Genomic DNA, 20,178 nt, shown 5'->3' with positions numbered 1-20,178 from the left:
CCCAACGACCCCTTCCCTCCCATGCGCTCCCGGCTCGCCCTGCTCGTCGCCCGGCTCGCCGCCCGCACCGGCCGTCCCGTCGCCGCCGTCGCCACGGAGTGGTTCCTGCGCTACCTGGAGCAGGTCGTCCGCCCCGTTCTCTGGCTGGACGCCGAGGCGGGCATCGCCCTCGAAGCGCACCAGCAGAACACCCTCGTCCTGCTCGACCGCGACGGCTGGCCCAGGGGCGGCCGTTACCGGGACAACCAGGGCTACTACTTCCGCGCGTCCCGTCGCGCCGAACTCGACGCCCGGCTGCCCGGCATCGGCGAGCACAGCGACACCTTCGTCCCCGACGAGGTCACCGACGAACGCTTCGCCTACTACCTCGCCGTCAACAACGTCCTCGGCCTGATCGGCGCCCTCGGCTCCCAGCACCTCGCCGACGAACGCCTGCTGCTCGCCGCGTTCCGCCGCTTCCTCACCGGCCTCGCCACCGGCCCCACGGCCCTGCGCACCCCCCTGCCCGCCCGGCTGCTCGACTCACCCGTCCTGCGCTGCAAGGCCAACCTGCTGACCCGGCTGCACGGCCTGGACGAACTCGTCGGCCCGGTCGACACCCAGTCCGTGTACGTCACCATCGCCAACCCCCTGCACCCGTAAGGCCCTTGGGCAGAGCAGAGAGGAACCCGCCGTGCCGCCCACCGATGTGCGCACCGCCCCCACCGAGTTCCTGGACCTCTTCACCGACGGGACTGTCGACTTCACCGACATGACCGTCGAATTCACCGACGGGACCATCGAATCCACCGCCAGGACTCTCGACCTCACCGACGACCTCCTCGACGGCCTCCACACCTCCTGGGAACCGGTGTCGACCCCCGTCGGCACCTTCCAGTTGGTCCCCGTCCTCCTCGACCGCGACCTCCCCCTCGTCCACGCCTGGATGAACGACCCCGCCGTCGCCGAGTTCTGGGAACTGGCCGGACCCCGCCAGCGCACGGCGGACCATCTGCGCGCCCAACTCGAAGGCAACGGACGGAGCGTGCCCTGCCTCGGCGTCCTGGACGGCACCCCGATGAGCTACTGGGAGATCTACCGCGCCGANNCATCCATCTGCTGCTCGGCGCCGCAGGCGACCGCGGCCGTGGACTCGGCTCCGCGCTGCTGCGGGCCGTGGCCGACCTCGTCCTGGACCGGCGCCCCGCCTGCGCCCGCGTCGTGGCCGAACCCGATCACCGCAACACCCCCTCGCTCGCCGCGTTCCTCGGCGCCGGATTCCGGTACGCGGCCGAGGTCGACCTGCCCGGCAAACGGGCCGCGCTCATGATCCGGGACCGGGTGCTGCGCGATGTGCTGTAGCGTCGAGTGAGCGGGGTCTCACCATGTGTGTGAACGGGCTCCGGTTGTCAGTCCCGGGCCGTAGGGTGGTCGGGCTATGACGAAGCCCTCCCTCCCCGAACTCCTGCATGCCGCCGTCGCCGCGGTCGGCGGCACGGAGCGCCCCGGCCAGGTGACCATGGCCGAATCGGTCGCCGAGGCGATCGACGGCGGATCCCATCTGCTGGTCCAGGCCGGCACCGGCACCGGCAAGTCGCTGGGCTATCTCGTGCCCGCGCTCGCGCACGGGGAGAGGGTGGTCGTCGCGACGGCCACCCTCGCCCTCCAGCGCCAGCTGGTGGAACGCGATCTGCCGCGCACGGTCGACGCCCTGCACCCGCTGCTGCGCCGCCGCCCCGAGTTCGCGATGCTCAAGGGCCGCTCCAACTACCTGTGCCTGCACCGGCTGCACGAGGGCATGCCGCAGGACGAGGAGGACGGCCTCTTCGACCAGTTCGAGGCCGCCGCGCCCACCAGCAAGCTGGGCCAGGACCTGCTGCGGCTGCGCGACTGGTCCGACGAGACCGAGACCGGCGACCGGGACGATCTCACCCCGGGCGTCTCGGACCGCGCCTGGGCGCAGATCTCGGTGTCCTCGCGGGAGTGCCTGGGCGCCACCAAGTGCGCGTACGGCGCGGAGTGCTTCGCGGAGGCGGCCCGCGAGCGCGCCAAGCTCGCCGAGGTCGTCGTCACCAACCACGCGCTGCTGGCCATCGACGCCATCGAAGGCGCCCCGGTGCTGCCCCAGCACGAGGTGCTGATCGTGGACGAGGCGCATGAGCTCGTCTCCCGGGTCACCGGCGTCGCCACCGGCGAGCTGACCCCCGGCCAGGTCAACCGGGCCGTGCGCCGCGCCGCGAAACTCGTCAATGAGAAGGCGGCCGACCAGCTCCAGACCGCCGCCGAGGGCTTCGAGCGGCTGATGGAGCTGGCCCTGCCGGGCCGTCTGGAGGAGATCCCGGAAGACCTCGGCTACGCCCTGATGACGCTGCGGGACGCCTCCCGGACGGTCATCTCCGCGCTCGGCACCACCCGCGACAAGTCCGTCCAGGACGAGGACGCCGTCCGCAAGCAGGCCCTGGCCTCGGTCGAGACGGTCCACGACGTGGCGGAGCGGGTCCTGAACGGCTCGGAGTGGGACGTCGTCTGGTACGAACGGCACGACCGCTTCGGCGCCTCCCTGCGCATCGCCCCCATGTCCGTCTCGGGGCTGCTGCGGGAGAAGCTGTTCGCCGACCGCGCCGTCGTCCTCACCTCCGCCACCCTCAAGCTGGGCGGCGACTTCAACGGGGTCGGCGCCTCCCTGGGGCTCGGCCCCGAGGGCGTCGAGGGCGAGGACCTCCCGCAGTGGAAGGGCCTCGATGTGGGCTCCCCCTTCGACTACCGCAAGCAGGGCATCCTGTACGTCGCCAAGCATCTGTCCCGCCCCGCGCGGGACGGCGATCGCGGCGACATGCTCGACGAGCTGACGGAGCTGATCCAGGCGGCCGGCGGCCGTACCCTCGGGCTGTTCTCCTCCATGCGGGCCGCGCAGCTCGCCGCCGAGGACCTGCGCGTACGGATCCCCGAGTATCCGATCCTGCTCCAGGGCGAGGAGACGCTCGGCGAGCTGATCAAGAACTTCGCGGCCGACCCGAAGACCTGCCTCTTCGGCACGCTGTCGCTGTGGCAGGGCGTGGATGTGCCCGGGCCCAGCTGCCAGCTGGTCGTCATGGACAAGATCCCGTTCCCGCGCCCCGACGACCCGCTCATGAGCGCCCGCCAGAAGGCGGTGGAGGACGCGGGCGGCAATGGATTCATGGCGGTGGCCGCCACCCACGCCGCTCTGCTGATGGCCCAGGGCGCCGGCCGCCTGGTGCGCGCGTCGGGGGACCGGGGCGTGGTCGCCGTACTCGACCAGCGCCTGGCCACGGCGCGGTACGGCTCGTACCTCAAGGCGTCCCTGCCGGAGTTCTGGTACACCACGGACCGCAACCAGGCCCGCAGGTCGCTCTCGGCGATCGACGCGGCGGCGAGGCAGGTGGAGGAAGCGGCGCGGCAGACGGAGGAAGCCGAGGGCTCCTCGTAGACACAGGCAGGGCCCCGGAACCGGCGCAGAGGTTCCGGGGCCCGGTCAGAGGGCGAGCGGGGCGCCGCTCGCCGCGGGCGTCACACGCGCCGCAGTACGGCGACCACCTTGCCCAGGATGGTGGCGTCGTCGCCGGGGATCGGCTCGTACGCCGCGTTGTGCGGGAGGAGCCAGACATGGCCGTCCTCGCGCTTGAAGCGCTTCACCGTGGCCTCGCCGTCCAGCATGGCGGCCACGATGTCGCCGTTCTCCGCGACCGGCTGGCGGCGCACGGTGACCCAGTCGCCGTCGCAGATCGCGGCCTCGATCATGGAGTCGCCGACGACCTTGAGGACGAACAGCTCACCGTCGCCGACCAGCTGGCGGGGGAGCGGGAAGACGTCCTCCACGGATTCCTCCGCGAGGATCGGCCCACCGGCGGCGATCCGGCCGACCAGCGGGACGTACGACGCGGCGGGCTTGCCGCTGGTGTCCGTGGGCTGCACCGACACGGCCTGGTCGGAGCCGCGCACCTCATAGGCGCGCGGGCGGTGCGGGTCGCGGCGCAGGAAGCCCTTGCGCTCCAGTGCCATCAGCTGGTGCGCCACGGAGGACGTGCTGGAGAGGCCGACGGCCTGGCCGATCTCCCGCATGGACGGCGGGTATCCGCGCCGCTGCACGGAGTCCCTGATGACCTCGATCACCCGGCGCTGCCGGTCGGTGAGTCCGGAGCTGTCCGCCCGGATGCCTGGAGGTCGGCCCGGCAGGGAGCGCCGGGGCCCTTCGGGATTCGTGGCTTCGTTCATCGCATGTACCGGCTCGACCCGGCCCTGGGAGCGGTCCTGGGCGGTGATGGTGGCACTGTCTGCGGTGGTGGTCACGTCGGCCCCTCTCGATGGTCTCCCTGCTGGACAACGGTAGTTGCTTTCGAAAGGTTGCGCCAAACACACGTTCGAGTGAAAAAGTGCGATTCACCTGTTGCGATCGCGTGTTTGGGTGTATGGGCTGACGCGGCACGGGGCGGGCAAAAGTGCTCTTTGTCGTGCGTTGTACTCTTTCCCGCCGGGGTCGCCGACCTCGTGGGCGCTTCCCCAGTCTGCCATCCGGAACCCGTCCCGCCGGGACGCGGGGTCCGTTCTGCGCCGGAGTCCTACGCATCCTCCGTGCGGCGCCCACGGTATCTCCGTAAGCGCCACAGCGGTACGGTTCGGCGCCCGCGTGTCCTTTCCGGCCGGCGCGCACCAGGGCCCGCGAGGCGCCCCGGACCGCCGTTCCCGCGCGACACGCGCCCCGGCCTCGATGAATAAGCCGATCCCCACATCTAGTGGTTGGATGGCTACAGCAGCCCACAAGTTGTGGTGACCCGGGTCGGAGACGGTTCTGCGATCGCCTATGCTTAGGTCTGCTTCGCGAGGCCCCTGGGGCTCGGCGAGGCCATCGAGTCTGCTGTGAGGAGGGTTGGAGATCATGCACTGCCCCTTCTGCAGGCACCCCGACAGCCGTGTGGTCGACAGTCGTACGACCGACGACGGCACGTCGATCCGCAGGCGCCGCCAGTGCCCCGACTGCTCCCGTCGTTTCACGACCGTGGAGACGTGCTCGCTCATGGTGGTGAAGCGGTCCGGAGTCACCGAGCCCTTCAGTCGTACCAAGGTCATCAACGGCGTGCGCAAGGCGTGCCAGGGGCGGCCGGTCACCGAGGACGCGCTCGCCCAGCTCGGCCAGCGGGTCGAGGAGGCGGTGCGGGCCACCGGCAGCGCCGAGCTGACCACCCATGACGTGGGTCTGGCCATACTCGGTCCGTTGCAGGAGCTCGACCTCGTCGCCTATCTGCGGTTCGCCTCGGTCTACCGGGCGTTCGACTCGCTCGACGACTTCGAGGCCGCCGTCGCGGAACTGCGGCAGGCGACGCACGGCCCCGCCGCTGACGGGACGGGCCCGGCGGACGAGACGGCCGCGGCCGCGGGGAGCCAGGAAGACGAACGCGGGACCGGCGGGACCTCCCAGGTCCCCCAGCCCGCGCAAGCCGCCGACTGACCGGCGCGCGGGAGACCGGGAGACGGCCCGGACCCCGGCCGCGAGGCGGCTACCGAAGACCTGTTGCGGGCGGCTGGTGAGGATGCCCGCAGCACAAGACAGAACACCGTGCCACGGGAACAAACGGGGCACTTCTGGGCGTTTTTGCCCTACAGGGAGGCGGCATGACAGAGACGGCGAGCGGTCCGGCACGAGGTTCCCGCGCCAAGGGCGGCAAGGCGGGAAACAAGGGACTGCACATCGAGCGCATCCACACCACCCCCGGCGTACACCCGTACGACGAGGTCGAGTGGGTGAGCCGTGACGTCGTCATGACCAACTGGCGCGACGGCTCGGTCAACTTCGAGCAGCGTGGCGTCGAGTTCCCCGACTTCTGGTCGGTGAACGCGGTCAACATCGTCACCAGCAAGTACTTCCGGGGCGCCGTCGGCACCCCGCAGCGCGAGACCGGCCTCAAGCAGCTGATCGACCGCATCGTGAAGACGTACCGGAAGGCCGGTGAGGACCACAAGTACTTCGCCTCGCCCGCCGACGCGGAGATCTTCGAGCACGAGCTCGCCTACGCGCTCCTGCACCAGATCTTCAGCTTCAACAGCCCGGTCTGGTTCAACGTCGGCACCCCGCAGCCCCAGCAGGTCTCCGCCTGCTTCATCCTGGCCGTCGACGATTCCATGGAGTCGATCCTCGACTGGTACAAGGAAGAGGGCATGATCTTCAAGGGCGGTTCCGGCGCCGGCCTGAACCTGTCCCGCATCCGCTCCTCCAAGGAACTGCTCTCCTCCGGCGGCAACGCCTCGGGTCCGGTCTCCTTCATGCGCGGCGCCGACGCCTCCGCCGGCACCATCAAGTCCGGTGGCGCCACCCGCCGCGCCGCCAAGATGGTCGTGCTCGACGTCGACCACCCCGACATCGAGGACTTCATCGAGACCAAGGTCAAGGAGGAGGAGAAGATCCGCGTCCTGCGCGACGCGGGCTTCGACATGGACCTGGGCGGCGACGACATCGCCTCCGTCCAGTACCAGAACGCCAACAACTCGGTCCGTGTGAACGACGAGTTCATGACGGCCGTCGAGGCGGGCGGCGACTTCGGGCTGCGCGCCCGGATGACCGGCGAGGTCATCGAGGAGGTCGACGCCAAGTCGCTCTTCCGCAAGATCGCCGAGGCCGCGTGGGCCTGCGCCGACCCGGGCATCCAGTACGACGACACGATCAACAACTGGCACACCTGCCCCGAGTCCGGCCGGATCACCGCGTCGAACCCGTGCAGCGAGTACATGCACCTGGACAACACGTCCTGCAACCTCGCCTCGCTGAACCTGATGAAGTTCCTGAAGGACGACGGCCAGGGCCACCAGTCCTTCGAGGCCGAGCGCTTCCAGCAGGTCGTCGAGCTGGTCATCACCGCGATGGACATCTCGATCTGCTTCGCGGACTTCCCGACCCAGAAGATCGGCGAGAACACCCGCGCCTTCCGCCAGCTCGGCATCGGCTACGCCAACCTCGGCGCCCTGCTGATGGCCACCGGCCACGCGTACGACTCCGAGGGCGGCCGCGCCCTGGCCGCCGCCATCACCTCCCTGATGACCGGCACCGCCTACCGCCGCTCCGCCGAACTGGCCGCGGTCGTCGGCCCGTACGACGGCTACGCCCGTAACGCGGACGCCCACAAGCGCGTCATGCATCAGCACGCCGACGCCAACGGCAAGGCCGTCCGCATGGACGACCTGGACACCCCGGTGTGGGCCGCCGCCACCGAGGCCTGGCAGGACGTGGTCCGCCTCGGCGACAAGAACGGCTTCCGCAACTCCCAGGCGTCCGTGCTCGCCCCGACCGGCACCATCGGTCTGGCGATGTCCTGCGACACCACCGGCGTCGAGCCCGACCTCGCGCTCGTGAAGTTCAAGAAGCTCGTCGGCGGCGGCTCGATGCAGATCGTCAACGGCACCGTGCCGCAGGCCCTGCGCCGCCTGGGCTACCAGGAGGAGCAGATCGAGGCGATCGTCGCCCACATCGCCGACAACGGCAATGTGATCGACGCCCCCGGTCTCAAGCAGGAGCACTACGAGGTCTTCGACTGTGCCATGGGCGAGCGGGCCATCTCCCCGATGGGCCACGTCCGCATGATGGCCGCGATCCAGCCGTGGATCTCCGGCGCGATCTCCAAGACGGTCAACATGCCGGAGACGGCGACCGTCGAGGAGGTCGAGGAGATCTACTTCGAGGCCTGGAAGCTCGGCGTCAAGGCGCTCGCGATCTACCGGGACAACTGCAAGGTCGGCCAGCCGCTCTCCGCCAAGAAGAAGGAGGAGGAGAAGGCCGAGATCACCGAGAAGGCCGAGGACACGATCCGTACCGCGGTCGAGAAGGTCGTCGAGTACCGCCCGGTCCGCAAGCGCCTTCCGAAGGGTCGTCCCGGCATCACCACGTCGTTCACCGTCGGCGGCGCCGAGGGCTACATGACCGCCAACTCCTACCCGGACGACGGTCTCGGCGAGGTCTTCCTGAAGATGTCCAAGCAGGGCTCGACCCTCGCGGGCATGATGGACGCCTTCTCCATCGCGGTCTCCGTCGGCCTCCAGTACGGCGTGCCGCTGGAGACGTACGTCTCGAAGTTCACCAACATGCGCTTCGAGCCGGCCGGTATGACGGACGACCCGGACGTGCGGATGGCGCAGTCCATCGTGGACTACATCTTCCGCCGCCTGGCGCTGGACTTCCTGCCCTTCGAGACCCGCTCCGCGCTCGGCATCCACTCCGCCGAGGAGCGCCAGCGGCACCTGGAGACCGGTTCCTACGAGCCGGCCGACGACGAGGTCGACGTCGAGGGCCTGGCCCAGTCGGCGCCCCGCGCCCAGGAGCCGGCGGCCGTCGCCGCCGCCCCGAAGGCCGAGCCCGCGGCCGTCACGCCGGCCCCGAAGCAGGCTCACACCAGCGCCGAACTGGTCGAGATGCAGCTGGGCATCCAGGCCGACGCCCCGCTCTGCTTTTCCTGCGGCACCAAGATGCAGCGCGCCGGCTCCTGCTACATCTGCGAGGGCTGCGGCTCGACGAGCGGTTGCAGCTGACCCTGACCGGACCGCGTCGCCCACCGTGCCCGACGCGATCCACTGAGCCCTGACGACAGTGGGCGCCGGCCATATGGCCGGCGCCCACTGTCGTCGTGTCCGACGGCGTCGCGTGCGCCGAGTGCCGGACGTCCCAGGGCCTGCCGGCAGCGACCGCGGCCGGACAACCCACGCCGGGCGAGTGAGCAGGCGACGCCGGCCGCAACCAAGGTGCTCGCCGGCCTGACGTCAAGCAAGGCCGAGAAGAAGTGGCCCCGACCACCCCGGGCCCGTGCCTGGGGCGGTCGCCCGCACATGTCCTGGGCGGGCCTCCCGGCGCAACCGGTCGAGTGACATCGCCTTGGACGCGACGGCCTCAAGGACCAGCGGCCCACACCCCTGACCCTCGGCCGCTCAGTCCCGATGTGATCCGGCCGTCTGGAGAGCCCGGTGCAGTGCCTGTGCGGGGTAAGGGGTCTCGCGGCTGTTGTGCTGGAGCTTGGTGTGGAAGTCGGTGAGGAGCGCGGCGAGGGGGGCGCCCCGGGAGAGGATTGCCGTGGCTCCCGGCGGTCCGGGCGGCGGGTCCTGGCCTTCCGCCATGGCGCGGATGAGCGCGTGGCGTTCGGTCCGCCCGGAGCCGTACAGGGCCGTGATCAGCCAGTTCACCAGCCAGTTGCGCGTGTAGCAGCGATCGTAGGCCCGGTGCAGTCCGAGGAAGCCGGTCTCGGACTCCGAGAGATCGAAGCGGGCGGAGAGGGCGAGGCCGAAGTCGGCGAAGTAGAGGCGCCGGCCGTCGGTCAGGATGTTCTGGAAATGGGCGTCGAAGTGCACGAGCCCGTGAGCGTTCATGAAGGACGTACCGGCCGCCAGCTCACGCTCCACCAGCGCACAGGCCCGGTCGGCGGACTCCGCACCGGCCCGCACCCGCCCGGTGAACCACTCGTGGAGCGTCCGGGGAATGTACTCCAGGAACAGCACCAGACTCGCGGACGACTGCCGCAGGCCCTCGATACGGCGCCGTACCTCGGGCCCGCCTCCCCAATAGGCCACGGCCCTTTCCACGTCCACGAGTTCCGGGGCCGGTGTGGGCGCGGTGTCCGGCAGTACACGCCAGTGGTACATCAGCGGAAACCCCCGAAACCGCCCTCCGAGCACCCAGTTCGTCGTCATGATCTGAACCGCGAGCTCCCGCCACGCCCCGAAACCGGGCCCACCGATGCCGTACTGGCAGAAGGTGGGCAGCCCGAACAGGTTGGCGGTGGACCGTACATGCTCCGGCCGCCGCTCCAACTCCGTGAGCGGCACCCGCTTCACGAAGACCGGCTTCCCGTCGACCTCCAGCAACGCGCACCTCCCACCGATACCGGTTCCGAGCGGCACGGCGGCATCCACAAGTTCGCCCAGCCGGCGGTCACTTCGCAGGGCGAGGGACGTGGCGACGGTGCCGTAGGCGGCCGAGCGCGCGTCGTCCGAAGCGAGGGCCACCGAGGACGGGCGTACGCCCCCCGCTATTGCGCGCGCCCCATCACCCGGGTGAAGCTCTCCGGGTCCTCCTGGAAGCCATGGACACCGGGGTGGAAGATCCATTCGCCCGACTCGTTGCGGACGAACTCGGCGATGGTGGCGGCCGTCGCGTCATGGACGGCGGTGAAGTCGTCCTCGGACAGGACGGTGTAGCCCTCGCGGACGCGCATGGCGGGGTTGAGGACACCGGAGAACGTACGGCGCACCGGCTGCTGCTGGATGACGACGCCCACCACCACGCGGCCGTACCGCTCGCTGAGCCGGTCGACCTCAAGGGTCATGACCTCGTCCCAGCCGAAGCCCCGCCCGTCCGTGCTGTCCCGGTTGAGGAAGATGGTGCCGTCGGGCGAACGGCTGTCGAAGTGCACCAGATACGCCGGCGCGCCGTACGGGTCCCGCGCGTCGAAGGTCGCCGCGATGATGTCGAGATCCGTGGGCGCCGTACCCGCGGGACTGGGGTCCCACTTGAGCGCGACCTCGACCTTGTGCATTCCCTTGCTGAAACCGGTCACCGGGCCTCCCCTTCCCCTGTGGGCACCGCGTCCCCAACTCTCGTTCAGCCGAGGAACCTTGCCCATCGTGCCACGTACCCGGCCCCGCGCGCGCGGACGAACTCCACCGGAGCGTGACCGACGCCACGCCGGTGGCCTTACGATGGCGCGGTGCTGGTCAAGTGGATTCGCTGCACCGTGGTGGACCGCCGGGGGTTCGAGCGGGGGCAGCGGAAATGGGCGGGGCTCCCGGGAGAGCCGGGTTTCCGGGGACAGGGCGGAGGCTGGAGCCGGCGGCGGCCCGACGTGGCGCACATCGTCGCCTTCTGGGAGAGCCGCGCCTTCTACGACTCCTTCATGGCCCGCTCCCACGACCGCCTCGCCGCCGCCCAGGTCGGCACCTTCAAGGACGCCCAGGTCAGACTGTTCGAGTACCGCTTCGACGTGAAGACCGGCTTTGAACCCCGCTTCACCGACTCCGACCTGCTCAGACTCGCCCTGTGCCGGGTCCACGAGGAGCGCGTGGAGCACTTCACCCTTATGCAGGAGAAGGTCTGGAACCCGGCCATGGCGGGATCGCCCGGCATGATCCGTGGCATGTTCGGCGAGGCCCCCGAGCAGGAGTTCCTGATCCTTTCGATGTGGCGGGCCGCAGCCGAGCACGGCAAGTACCGCACCGAACGGATCGAACGCCTCGCCCTGCGCGCCCAGACCGAGGCGGACATCGCGGCCCTCTCCGGCGACATCGTCGACCTGGAACCGTCCTGGACGGTCTAGCACCCAGATACCGGCCGGTCGGTCCGGAAGCAGGGCCTGTGACGTGCGCTGTACGGACCCCGTACGATTCCCCGGTTCCCCACCCCTCGCTCTAGGGTTTCGGCATGGCACGACCACGGCGCATCGTCCTTGTCCGGCACGGCGAGTCGACGGGCAACACCGACGACTCCGTGTACGAGCGCGAACCGGACCACGCCCTGGCGCTGACCGACCTCGGCCGGCGACAGGCCGAGGAGACCGGCGAACGGCTCCGGGAGCTGTTCGGGTCCGAACGCGTGAGCGTGTACGTCTCCCCGTACCGCCGCACCCACGAGACCCTCGGCGCCTTCGGGCTCGACCCCGACCTCATACGCGTCCGCGAGGAGCCCCGGCTGCGCGAGCAGGACTGGGGCAACTGGCAGGACCGCGACGACGTGCGCGTGCAGAAGGCCTACCGCGACGCCTACGGCCACTTCTTCTTCCGCTTCCCGCAGGGCGAGTCCGGTGCCGATGTCTACGACCGGGTCGGCGGCTTCCTGGAGAGCCTCTTCCGCAGCTTCGAGGCCCCCGACCACCCGCCCAACGTGCTCCTGGTGACGCACGGCCTCGCGATGCGGCTGTTCTGCATGCGCTGGTTCCACTGGACGGTCGCCGAATTCGAATCCCTGTCCAATCCGGACAACGCCGAGATGCGGATGCTGGTACTCGGCGAGGACGGCCGCTACACACTCGACCGGCCCTTCGAACGCTGGCGTGAACCGGTGCCGGACTGGGCCACCGGATAGAGTGGGGGAGCGATGACCGCACACTTCTCCCCCCACGGACGCCATGAGCGCGCCCTGGCGAGCCTGCGCGGACTGGCCGTCGGGGACGCCCTGGGCGCCCAGTTCTTCGTCCCGGCCCATCACCCCCTGCTCAAACGGCGCGAGCTGCCGCCCGGCCCCTGGCCGTGGACGGACGACACCGAGATGGCCTGTTCGGTCCTCGCCGTGCTCGCCGCGCACCAGCGCATCGACCAGGACGCCCTCGCCCGCTCCTTCGCCGACCACCACGACCCGGACCGGGGCTACGGCCCCACCGCGAGCCGGCTGCTGAGCCTCGTGGGGCAGGGCGAGGACTGGCGCGGGCCCGCCGCCGCCCTCTTCCACGGGCGGGGCTCCTGGGGCAGCGGCGCGGCGATGCGGACCGCACCCCTGGGCGCCTGGTACGCGGACGACCCGGAGCAGGCCACCCACCAGGCAGAGATCTCCGCCTACCCCACGCACCAGCACCGGGAGGCGGTGGTCGGCGCCATGGCGGTGGCGGCGGCCGCGGCGCTGGCCGGTTCGCCGGACGGCCCGCCCACCCCCGAAGCGCTCCTCGATGGCGTGATCGCGCTCGTCCCGAGGAGCGCGGTCGGCCAGGGCCTGCGCCGCGCCCGCGACATGCTCGACTACGGGGACGCCGGCACCGTCGCCGCCGTGCTGGGCTGCGGCCGCCGCAGGACCGCCCATGACACCGTGCCCTTCGCCCTGTGGTCCGCCGCGCGCGGCCTCGGCGACTTCGAGACGGCGTTCTGGACGACGGCCCGGGTGGGCGGTGACGTCGACACTACCTGCGCGATCGTGGGCGGCGTCCTCGCCGCGGGCAAGGCCGGGGCACCGCCCGCCGAGTGGACACGACGGGCGGAGGCGCTGCCCGAGTGGGTGCCGGCAACCCTCTGACCGGCGCGGTGCGCCCCGACGGGCCCTACTGGTGAGGGACTTGGGCCGGTCAGACGTGCTCCACGGTGGCGATGCCGTCCAGCAGCACCTTCAGGACCGCCTGGAGTTCGTCGTCCAACTCGCTGGCCCTGCCGCCCTGCGCGTGCTGTGACCAGCGGTAGAGGGCGCCGAAGTAGACGTCCCGCAGGAGATTGCCGACGCGCTCGGGCACGAGGTCGGGGGCGAGTTCGCCGGAGCGGGCGCCGGCCTCGATGATGTCGGCGAATATCTGGGCGACGTACGGCTCCTCGCTCAGCGGCCGCCCCGCCTTCACCCACGCGGAGAGCATGGCCGCGGTGACCTCCTGCTCCTCCTCGTTGATCCGGGCCAGTACCGACATACATCGCATCAGCTGGGCGACGGCGTGCGAGCTATGAACGTCTTCCTGTTCGAGATAGTCCAGCAACTTGCTCCGCCGCTCCTCACCCCAGGCGCTGATGACGTCTTCCTTGCGCTGGAAGTAGTTGAAGAAGGTGCCCCGGGCGACATCGGCGCGTCCGGCGATCTCGTCCACCGATGTGCGGTCGTAGCCCTGCTCCGTGAACAGGGCCAGCGCGGATGAGTAGAGGCGTTCTTTGACGCGCTGCTTATTGCGTTCGCGTCGACCGGACGACTGCGTCCCGCCTGACGGACCAGGAGCCATGTTCATCTCCGCTTCACGGGGCTGACAACGACTGGGAATGTCGAGGCTTCGACGCAATTTTTACACCACAGTCTAACTATGGGGGAGGGTTCGAATTCACTGCAAGTGCCGGGGTCGTCACACCAGTTCGGCGTGACGGCCCCGGGTCGCATGCTGCTGCCGGCCCGGGTCACATGGGCGCGGCCTCCGCTGTCAGGCCGCGCACGATCCGCTCCAGACTCTCGGCGCCGAGCAGCCGGCCCGCCGTGATGTCCACACCGCAGCCGGTCTTCAGCTGTTTGCGCAGTTGGACGGCCATGAGCGAGTCGAGCCCGAGATCGCGCAGTGACCGGCGGGGGTCGAGATCGGCCGGGGCGACGCCGAGCACCTCGGCGGCGGCGAGGACGGTGTCGGCGAAGACGGCGGCGGGGGCCGCGGTCGGGGGTTTCGCGTGCGGGGCCTCCGGGCGGGCGGCACCCGTGTGCGCGGTGCCGGGGGCGGCGGCGACCATGCGTGCCGCGCCCGCGGTGCTCACCGACGCGCGCGCGGGGTGCCCGCCGAACGGCAGACCCCGCTGGGCCGCCGGTGGCCGGATCGCCGGTGGCCGGATCATGGTGGCAAAACGGGACAGCAGCGGGCGCGCGGGCCCGAGCCGGGAGATGCCCAGCCGGAGCGGCAGCGCGCGGACCAGGGCGGCCGCCGCCGGGCGGCCCGGGCGCTCGGCACGTCCCGGGTCACCCGGACGGCGCAGGGCGATCCCGCGGAACTCCGCGAGCACCCGCCCGTCCCCGTCGAGCACCAGCACTTCGCCGCGCGCCTGCCCCACGCCCGGCCCAGGGGTGACGACGGCCAGGCTCCAGAAGTCGTCCGGCAACTCGCCGTAGAACTGCGCGCTCTCGATGCCGGTGGGCAGGAATCCGTGGCCCTCCTCGCCGGCGCGGCGCGCCTCGGGCCACGCCGCCACCAGCGGCAGCAGCGCCGCCTCCCACAGGCCCGGCGCCGGTTTGGCCAGCCGGATCCGCGCCACCGCCTCACCGTGCCGCCGCCACAACTGCTCCACCGCGCCGGATGTCTCGCCCATCTCCAGCCCGTAACCGCCCGCGAGTTCGCGGAATCCGGCGGCGGACAGATAGCCGTGGCAGCGGGCCAGGGCATGGTCCAGCGCCCGCGGCGCGCGGCGCCCGGCGCCGTCGTCCACCGGGCACAGCGAAGCCGACGAGCAGAAGACCCGCTCGGCACCGTCCGGCTGTTCCAGTTCCACGACCGCCCGCCAGGCGTCGCCGGACCGTTCCAGGCCGACGACGAGCACGGCCGCCTCGGGGTCCGGGAGGAGGACCGGCTCGGGGGCGAGCCGCACGTCCCGTACCGCGAACATCGCGCCGGGCAGGTTCCGCGTGGCCGCGTCGAGTACGGCGGCGACCTGAACGGCAGGCGGTAGTAAGGCCGTTCCGGCCGCGCCCAGTTGCTCCGCCCAGGCGGCGATGCCCCAGCGGCCCAGATCCACCCGCACGGTCAGGGCGCCGCGCGTCGGCGGCTGGGCAGCAGGGGGCTGCCGGAACTCGGTGCGCTCCCAAGGGTAATGAGGGAGCGGTACCGGGCGTACCGGATGTGCGTACCACCGCGTCCAGTCCACGCGGCCGCCCGCCGCGAAGAACCGGCCCGCAGCACGCAGGAGTTCGGTCGCCTCGTCGGTGTTGCGGCGCAGCGAGGGTACGGCGATGCCGGGCGCCCCGTCATGGGCGAGCGTGTCGGCGACCGAGGCGGTGAGCACCGGATGGGGGCTGATCTCCAGGAAGACGTTCTCCGGCGCGTCGGCCTCGGCGGCAAGTCGGCGTACGGCTTCGCGGAACCCCACGGGTTCGCACAGGTTGTCCGCCCAGTACCCGCCGTTCAGTTCGGACTCCTTCACCGGGGCGCGGCGGACGGTGGAGAACAACACGGCGTCGGCCTTCTTGGGGCTCAAGTGCGCCAGGTCCGCGACCAGTTCGGCGTGCAGGGGGCGCATCTGCGGTGAGTGCGAGGCCACGTCGACGTCCACCAGGCGGCACAGCACCCCGTCCGCCTCCAGCCGGACGGCCAGGTCCGCGAGGGCGTCCGGGTCGCCCGCGAGCACCGTGCAGGTGGGGGAGTTCTCGGCGGCCACGCACACCGACGGGATCCGGGAGACGGTCTCGTGGGCCTGGTCTGCGGACAACTCCACGACGAGCATGGCGCCTCCGCCCGCCACGCGCCGCATCAGCCGGCTGCGACGGCAGATCACCGACGCCGCGTCCCGCAGGGACAGCGCGCCGCTGACGCAGGCCGCCGCCACCTCTCCCATGCTGTGCCCGACGCACACCTCCGGCTCCACGCCGAGGTCCCGCCAGGCCGCCGCCAGGGCCACCTGCACCGCCCACAGTGTGGGCTGGACGAGCTCCACCCTACCGGGGAACCGGTCGGCGTCCCGGGTCAGCAACTCTTCGACGGACCAGCCGAGTTCCGCTCGTACGGCCGCGTCGCAGGCGCGCAGCGCGGTGCGGAAGGCCGCGTTCGAGGCGAGCAGGACCCGGCCCATGCCGAGCCACTGCGAGCCCTGGCCGGAGAAGACGAAGACCGAGCGCCGGGGGCCGTTGAAGCCCGCCTCGCCGATCCCGCCGTCGGGCGTCTGATCGCCGGCCGCCAACGCCCGCAGCACGGTGGCCAGTTCGTCGTGCGAGGTGCCGATGGCCCAGAGTCGGTGCGGGCCCGCGTCGCGGCGGGTCGCCGCGGTCGCGCAGACGGCGCCGAGTGCCTGGGCACGGCCCGCGCTGTCCGGGCCGAGGTGGTCCGCGTACGACCCCGCCAGGCGGCGCAGCGCGGCGGCCGAGCGGGCGGACAGGACCAGGAGCTGGGGCCCTTCGGGCCCGGTCCGTTCTGCTGGTTGCCGGTCGTCGATGAACTCGCCCACGACCACATGGGCGTTGGTGCCGGACAGCCCGAAGGAGCTGACGCCCAGGAGTCCCTGGGGACCGGCCTTGGCGAGCGGGGTGTTCTCGGTGACGACCGAGACGGCCGGCCGCTCGCCGGTGAGCAGCGGGTGCGGGTCGGACAGGTGCAGGGAGGCGGGGACGACGCCGTGGCGGGCTATCAGCACCGCCTTGATAAACCCGGCGATGCCCGCGGCGGCCTCGGCGTGCCCGATGTTGGTCTTCACCGAGCCGCAGCGCAGCGGTCGTTCGCCGCCCGCCGCCTCGGCCAGCGCGCTCAGCTCCACGGTGTCACCGGTGGGCGTCCCGGTGCCGTGCGCCTCGACGTAGTCCAACTGGGCGGGTTCGATCCCCGCGCTGTGGCAGGCATCGCGCAACATCTGGACCTGGCCGGACACCGCGGGCTTCAGCAGCAGTCCGCTGCCCTGCCCGTCGTTGGTGACCGCGCTGCCGAGCAGCAGGGCGAGCACGGGGTCGCCGTCGCGCAGCGCGTCGGGCAGCGGCTTGAGGACGACCGCGCCGACGCCCTCGCTGCGCACGAACCCGTCGGCCGCGGCGTCCCCGAACCGGCATCGCCCGTCCGGCGACAGCATGCCGCCCTGCGAATAGGCGATGGAGTCCTGCGGGGACACGATGATGTTGACGCCCGCCGCGATGGCCAGGCCGCTCTCGCCGGTCAGCAGGCTCTGCCGGGCGGCGTGCACGGCGACCAACGAGGAGGAGCAGGCGGTGTCCAGCACCAGGCTGGGCCCGCGCAGGTCGAGCGCGTAGGAGACCCGGCCGGCGGTGACCGCCCGGAGGCGACCGCCCACGGTGTCGCGGACGCCGGGGCCCTCGTCCGGACGGCCGGATTCGCCGTATTCGGCGGTGGCCTGGCCCACGAAGACACCGGTACGGGAACCGGCCAGGGAGGCCGGCGCGATTCCCGCCGATTCCAGTGCCTCCCATACGACATGCAGCAGGATCCGCTGCTGGGGATCCATGCTTCTGGCCTCGACCGGCGAAATCCCGAAGAATCCCGCGTCGAACGAGAAGGCATCGTCGAGGAATCCCCCGTCCCGGGAGACGGTCTTACCGGGGGACGGGGCCCGGCCGGCGTAGTGGTCGGCGATGTTGAAACGGTCCTCGGGAATCCGGGAGACGGCCTGGTGGTTGGCCATCAGGAGATCCCAGAATTCCTCGGTGCTGTTGGCGCGAGGAAAACGGCACCCCATACCGACGACGGCTATGGGGACGCCACCTGCGCACGGGAAGCGCTCCACGTACGTTCACCTTCGATCAGAGTCGATGAGAACAAACACGACCGCCTCGCCGCAGGAGGGCAAGGCGGATTGAGGTGCGCGGTGCAAGTGCGATGCAAAGTTACACCGCCAACCAAGATTGACCCAGAGGCTCATGACGGTGCCCCAAGATCTGTCTTGATATGCGAGACGTGTTCAAGGTGTTCGCGGATATATGTCAAAGTTTGCGCCGTCCGGACTGTGATCCAGGTCACCAAATATTTGTACTTGCATCCCATTATGCATGGCAGTCTATTCTTGCCTTAGCGTTTATTAATGATCGGCAGATCATGGTGGGGAAGTGATGAATATCTGATGCGCCGTTAAAGTCAAGGGATGTCGCGTATGCCGGTTGTGTCGGCCATTTCCAACCGCAGCATCGCCGCGCGGCTACGGGTGACCGAACGCACCGTCAAGGCGCATGTCGCCCAGGTCCTCAGTCAACTCCAGGTGGAATCCAGGCTGCAGGCAGGCCTCGTCACCCACGCCTACCGCGTCATGAACGAAAGTCAAATTCACAGCACACAGCACTCGGGATGGCCGGACCCCTTGCCGTGGCGTCACCTGGAGCACGCCCTCGGCGGAGTTCTCTTTCCCATTCCCTCGCGGAATTCCGCAGCCATTTCGGCCTGCGCTGCTGGAACGCACACTCCCTGGACAAGGCGATGACGCGTGTCCCTCACCGATGTCAAGATCAGGAGCCCCCGTTCGGACGGCGCACCTGACACCCCGGACCCCCGGGAGACCATGCGGGCGTTGCCCGGTTTCCTGCGGTACCCGCTCACCGTCTTCACCGGCAAACCGTTGACCGAGCAGACCCGGCTGCCGTGGATCCCGACCTTTCACCTGGCGGCGGCGGTCCTCGCCGGCTCGGCCGTCTCCTCGGCTGCCTGGGCGCTCGGCGGCTGGTGGCTTCTCGCCCTGCTGCCCGGCCAGGCGCTCACCCTGCATGGCCTGCGCAATCTGCGCATGATGGTCTAATGGCCCGGCTCGCCCGGCTCGGTGCCGACAAGAGCCACGGCACGACCGCCGCGCTGGCCGGCTGACACGCGCCGCGGAGAACGACCTGTGATTCCCGAATGCGATCCTCCTGAAAGGATTCCCTGCGCGGCGGGCGCCGGCGAGTCAGCCGCCCAGGCTTTGTCTCTCGGGCAACCCTTGTACAAGACAGCGAGATTGGGATCGCTCCGGCGCGACCGGCGGCCCGTCTGAACGGGTGGCCGATGATCCTGCCGACTGGCGTGCACTAGCAAATTCGTCGACTCGGAGTCCGGTACGGCGGGCCGCCGGTCGGCGCCCTGGCTGCCACGAGGGCGACCGGGGTGTCGGCCACTGCCCCCGGCGGCGTAATCTAAGGGCGCCATGCCGTACGAACCTCCCACTCACACTGTCGAGCGCTCCCTGCGCGCCACGACCGGAGCGAAGGTCATCGCCGGTGTCGACGAGGTGGGACGCGGCGCCTGGGCCGGGCCCGTCACCGTCTGCGCGGCGATCACCGGACTGCGTCGACCTCCCGCGGGCCTGACCGACTCCAAGCTGCTGACCGTCAAGCGGCGCACCGCGCTGGACGAGATCCTGCGGGCGTGGGTGACGGCCTACGCGCTGGGGCATGCTTCTCCCGAGGAGATCGACGGCATGGGCATGACGGCCGCGCTGCGGCTCGCCGCGGTCCGCGCCCTGGACGCACTGCCGGTCCGCCCCGACGCCGTGATCCTTGACGGGAAGCACGACTACCTCGGTGCCCCGTGGCAGGTGCGTACGGTGATCAAGGGCGATCGCTCGTGCGTCGCCGTCGCGGCGGCCTCGGTGATCGCCAAGGTTCAGCGCGACAAAATGATGGCCGAACTGGCTGTCGACCATGCAGACTTCGGGTTTGCGGACAACGCCGGGTATCCGTCACCCGTGCACAAGGCCGCACTGGAAGAGCGGGGCCCCACCCCGCTGCACCGTTTGTCGTGGGCGTATCTTGATGCGCTGCCCCAGTGGCGGCACCTCAAGAAGGCCCGCAACTGGGCGGACGGAAGCGTTCCGGAGATCGAGGGTCAGCTCGGCTTCGACTTCTGACGGTTCCGATCGCACTGATGTGCCACCCCGTTCATCAGCGCCACTTCAACGTTTGATAAAAATCAGCTCATGCCTCTCATTCCCGAGGAGCCTCAGATTCACGAGAGTGCCCAGGGTCCCCGCGTCACGCCGGCCAGCGGCCGCACCGCGCCGACCCCTCGCCCCGTACCCGGCCCCCGTCCCGTGGCGCCGTCCCGCCCCGGTTTTCCCGTCCCTCAGCGGCCTGTGCCGCCGGTGCAGCGCACGCCGCGTGCCGTGGCTCCGGCC

The 20,178-nt window shown here is 70.6% G+C and carries 15 protein-coding genes and 2 pseudogenes; 12 read left to right on the top strand and 5 right to left on the bottom strand.

The window, feature by feature from the left end; genetic code table 11:
• The 3 genes and pseudogenes from CCN72_RS03475 to CCN72_RS03465 all read left to right on the top strand — a co-directional run.
• The coding region (locus CCN72_RS03475) for an IucA/IucC family C-terminal-domain containing protein (RefSeq protein WP_279630218.1) at positions 1-642 on the top strand (642 nt) is incomplete at its 5' end.
• 109 nt (positions 643-751) lie between these two features.
• A pseudogene (locus tag CCN72_RS03470) lies at positions 752-1,341 on the top strand (GNAT family N-acetyltransferase).
• 76 nt (positions 1,342-1,417) lie between these two features.
• On the top strand, positions 1,418-3,427 hold the full coding sequence (locus tag CCN72_RS03465) for an ATP-dependent DNA helicase (RefSeq protein WP_086806269.1): 2,010 nt from the start codon (positions 1,418-1,420) through the stop codon (positions 3,425-3,427).
• An 80-nt stretch (positions 3,428-3,507) separates the two neighbouring features.
• On the opposite strand, the gene lexA is transcribed toward CCN72_RS03465, so the two are convergent.
• On the bottom strand, positions 3,508-4,287 hold the full coding sequence (lexA, locus tag CCN72_RS03460) for a transcriptional repressor LexA (protein WP_037663236.1): 780 nt from the start codon (positions 4,285-4,287) through the stop codon (positions 3,508-3,510).
• A gap of 586 nt (positions 4,288-4,873) precedes the next feature.
• Between lexA and nrdR the strand changes: the two genes are divergently transcribed.
• Positions 4,874-5,443, top strand: coding sequence for a transcriptional regulator NrdR (gene nrdR / locus CCN72_RS03455; protein WP_086806271.1), 570 nt, complete (start codon positions 4,874-4,876; stop codon positions 5,441-5,443).
• Positions 5,444-5,607: 164 nt separating this feature from the next.
• Positions 5,608-8,508, top strand: a complete 2,901-nt coding sequence (locus tag CCN72_RS03450; RefSeq protein ID WP_086806268.1) for a vitamin B12-dependent ribonucleotide reductase — start codon at positions 5,608-5,610, stop codon at positions 8,506-8,508.
• A 393-nt stretch (positions 8,509-8,901) separates the two neighbouring features.
• Here CCN72_RS03450 and CCN72_RS03445 read toward each other — a convergent pair whose 3' ends face one another.
• Positions 8,902-9,972: a protein kinase family protein gene (locus CCN72_RS03445; protein ID WP_086806267.1), complete on the bottom strand. Its 1,071-nt coding sequence runs from the start codon at positions 9,970-9,972 to the stop codon at positions 8,902-8,904.
• 23 nt (positions 9,973-9,995) lie between these two features.
• Complete coding sequence (locus CCN72_RS03440) at positions 9,996-10,523, bottom strand: TerD family protein (RefSeq protein WP_085566906.1); 528 nt, start codon at positions 10,521-10,523, stop codon at positions 9,996-9,998.
• Between the two features lie 150 nt (positions 10,524-10,673).
• Between CCN72_RS03440 and CCN72_RS03435 the strand changes: the two genes are divergently transcribed.
• The 3 genes from CCN72_RS03435 to CCN72_RS03425 all read left to right on the top strand — a co-directional run bounded on the left by CCN72_RS03435 (position 10,674) and on the right by CCN72_RS03425 (position 12,961).
• Positions 10,674-11,279, top strand: a complete 606-nt coding sequence (locus CCN72_RS03435; RefSeq protein ID WP_037663230.1) for a YdbC family protein — start codon at positions 10,674-10,676, stop codon at positions 11,277-11,279.
• Positions 11,280-11,383: 104 nt separating this feature from the next.
• Positions 11,384-12,043, top strand: a complete 660-nt coding sequence (locus tag CCN72_RS03430; RefSeq protein WP_086806266.1) for a histidine phosphatase family protein — start codon at positions 11,384-11,386, stop codon at positions 12,041-12,043.
• A gap of 12 nt (positions 12,044-12,055) precedes the next feature.
• Positions 12,056-12,961: an ADP-ribosylglycohydrolase family protein gene (locus tag CCN72_RS03425; RefSeq protein WP_086806265.1), complete on the top strand. Its 906-nt coding sequence runs from the start codon at positions 12,056-12,058 to the stop codon at positions 12,959-12,961.
• Between the two features lie 49 nt (positions 12,962-13,010).
• On the opposite strand, the gene CCN72_RS03420 is transcribed toward CCN72_RS03425, so the two are convergent.
• Positions 13,011-13,643, bottom strand: a complete 633-nt coding sequence (locus CCN72_RS03420; RefSeq protein ID WP_086806270.1) for a TetR/AcrR family transcriptional regulator — start codon at positions 13,641-13,643, stop codon at positions 13,011-13,013.
• A gap of 169 nt (positions 13,644-13,812) precedes the next feature.
• On the bottom strand, positions 13,813-17,829 hold the full coding sequence (locus CCN72_RS03415; protein ID WP_143664031.1) for a type I polyketide synthase: 4,017 nt from the start codon (positions 17,827-17,829) through the stop codon (positions 13,813-13,815).
• A 354-nt stretch (positions 17,830-18,183) separates the two neighbouring features.
• Here CCN72_RS03415 and CCN72_RS03410 point away from each other — a divergent pair, with 354 nt between their 5' ends.
• The 4 genes and pseudogenes from CCN72_RS03410 to CCN72_RS40205 all read left to right on the top strand — a co-directional run.
• A complete protein-coding gene (locus CCN72_RS03410) occupies positions 18,184-18,516 on the top strand; it encodes a LuxR C-terminal-related transcriptional regulator (protein ID WP_086806263.1) in 333 nt (110 codons plus the stop codon).
• Positions 18,517-18,519: 3 nt separating this feature from the next.
• On the top strand, positions 18,520-18,828 hold the full coding sequence (locus CCN72_RS03405; protein WP_086806262.1) for a hypothetical protein: 309 nt from the start codon (positions 18,520-18,522) through the stop codon (positions 18,826-18,828).
• Positions 18,829-19,209: 381 nt separating this feature from the next.
• Positions 19,210-19,911 (top strand): ribonuclease HII, encoded by a 702-nt coding sequence (locus tag CCN72_RS03400; RefSeq protein ID WP_086806261.1) that lies wholly within the window; start codon positions 19,210-19,212, stop codon positions 19,909-19,911.
• A gap of 69 nt (positions 19,912-19,980) precedes the next feature.
• Positions 19,981-20,178 (top strand): annotated as a pseudogene (locus CCN72_RS40205) (hypothetical protein); the annotation flags it as partial.

This window comes from Streptomyces murinus (assembly GCF_002154555.1).
GTDB lineage: Bacteria > Actinomycetota > Actinomycetes > Streptomycetales > Streptomycetaceae > Streptomyces > Streptomyces murinus.
The sequence above is the reverse complement of the archived record's forward strand: the minus strand, read 5'-3'. Positions and strand labels throughout refer to the sequence as shown.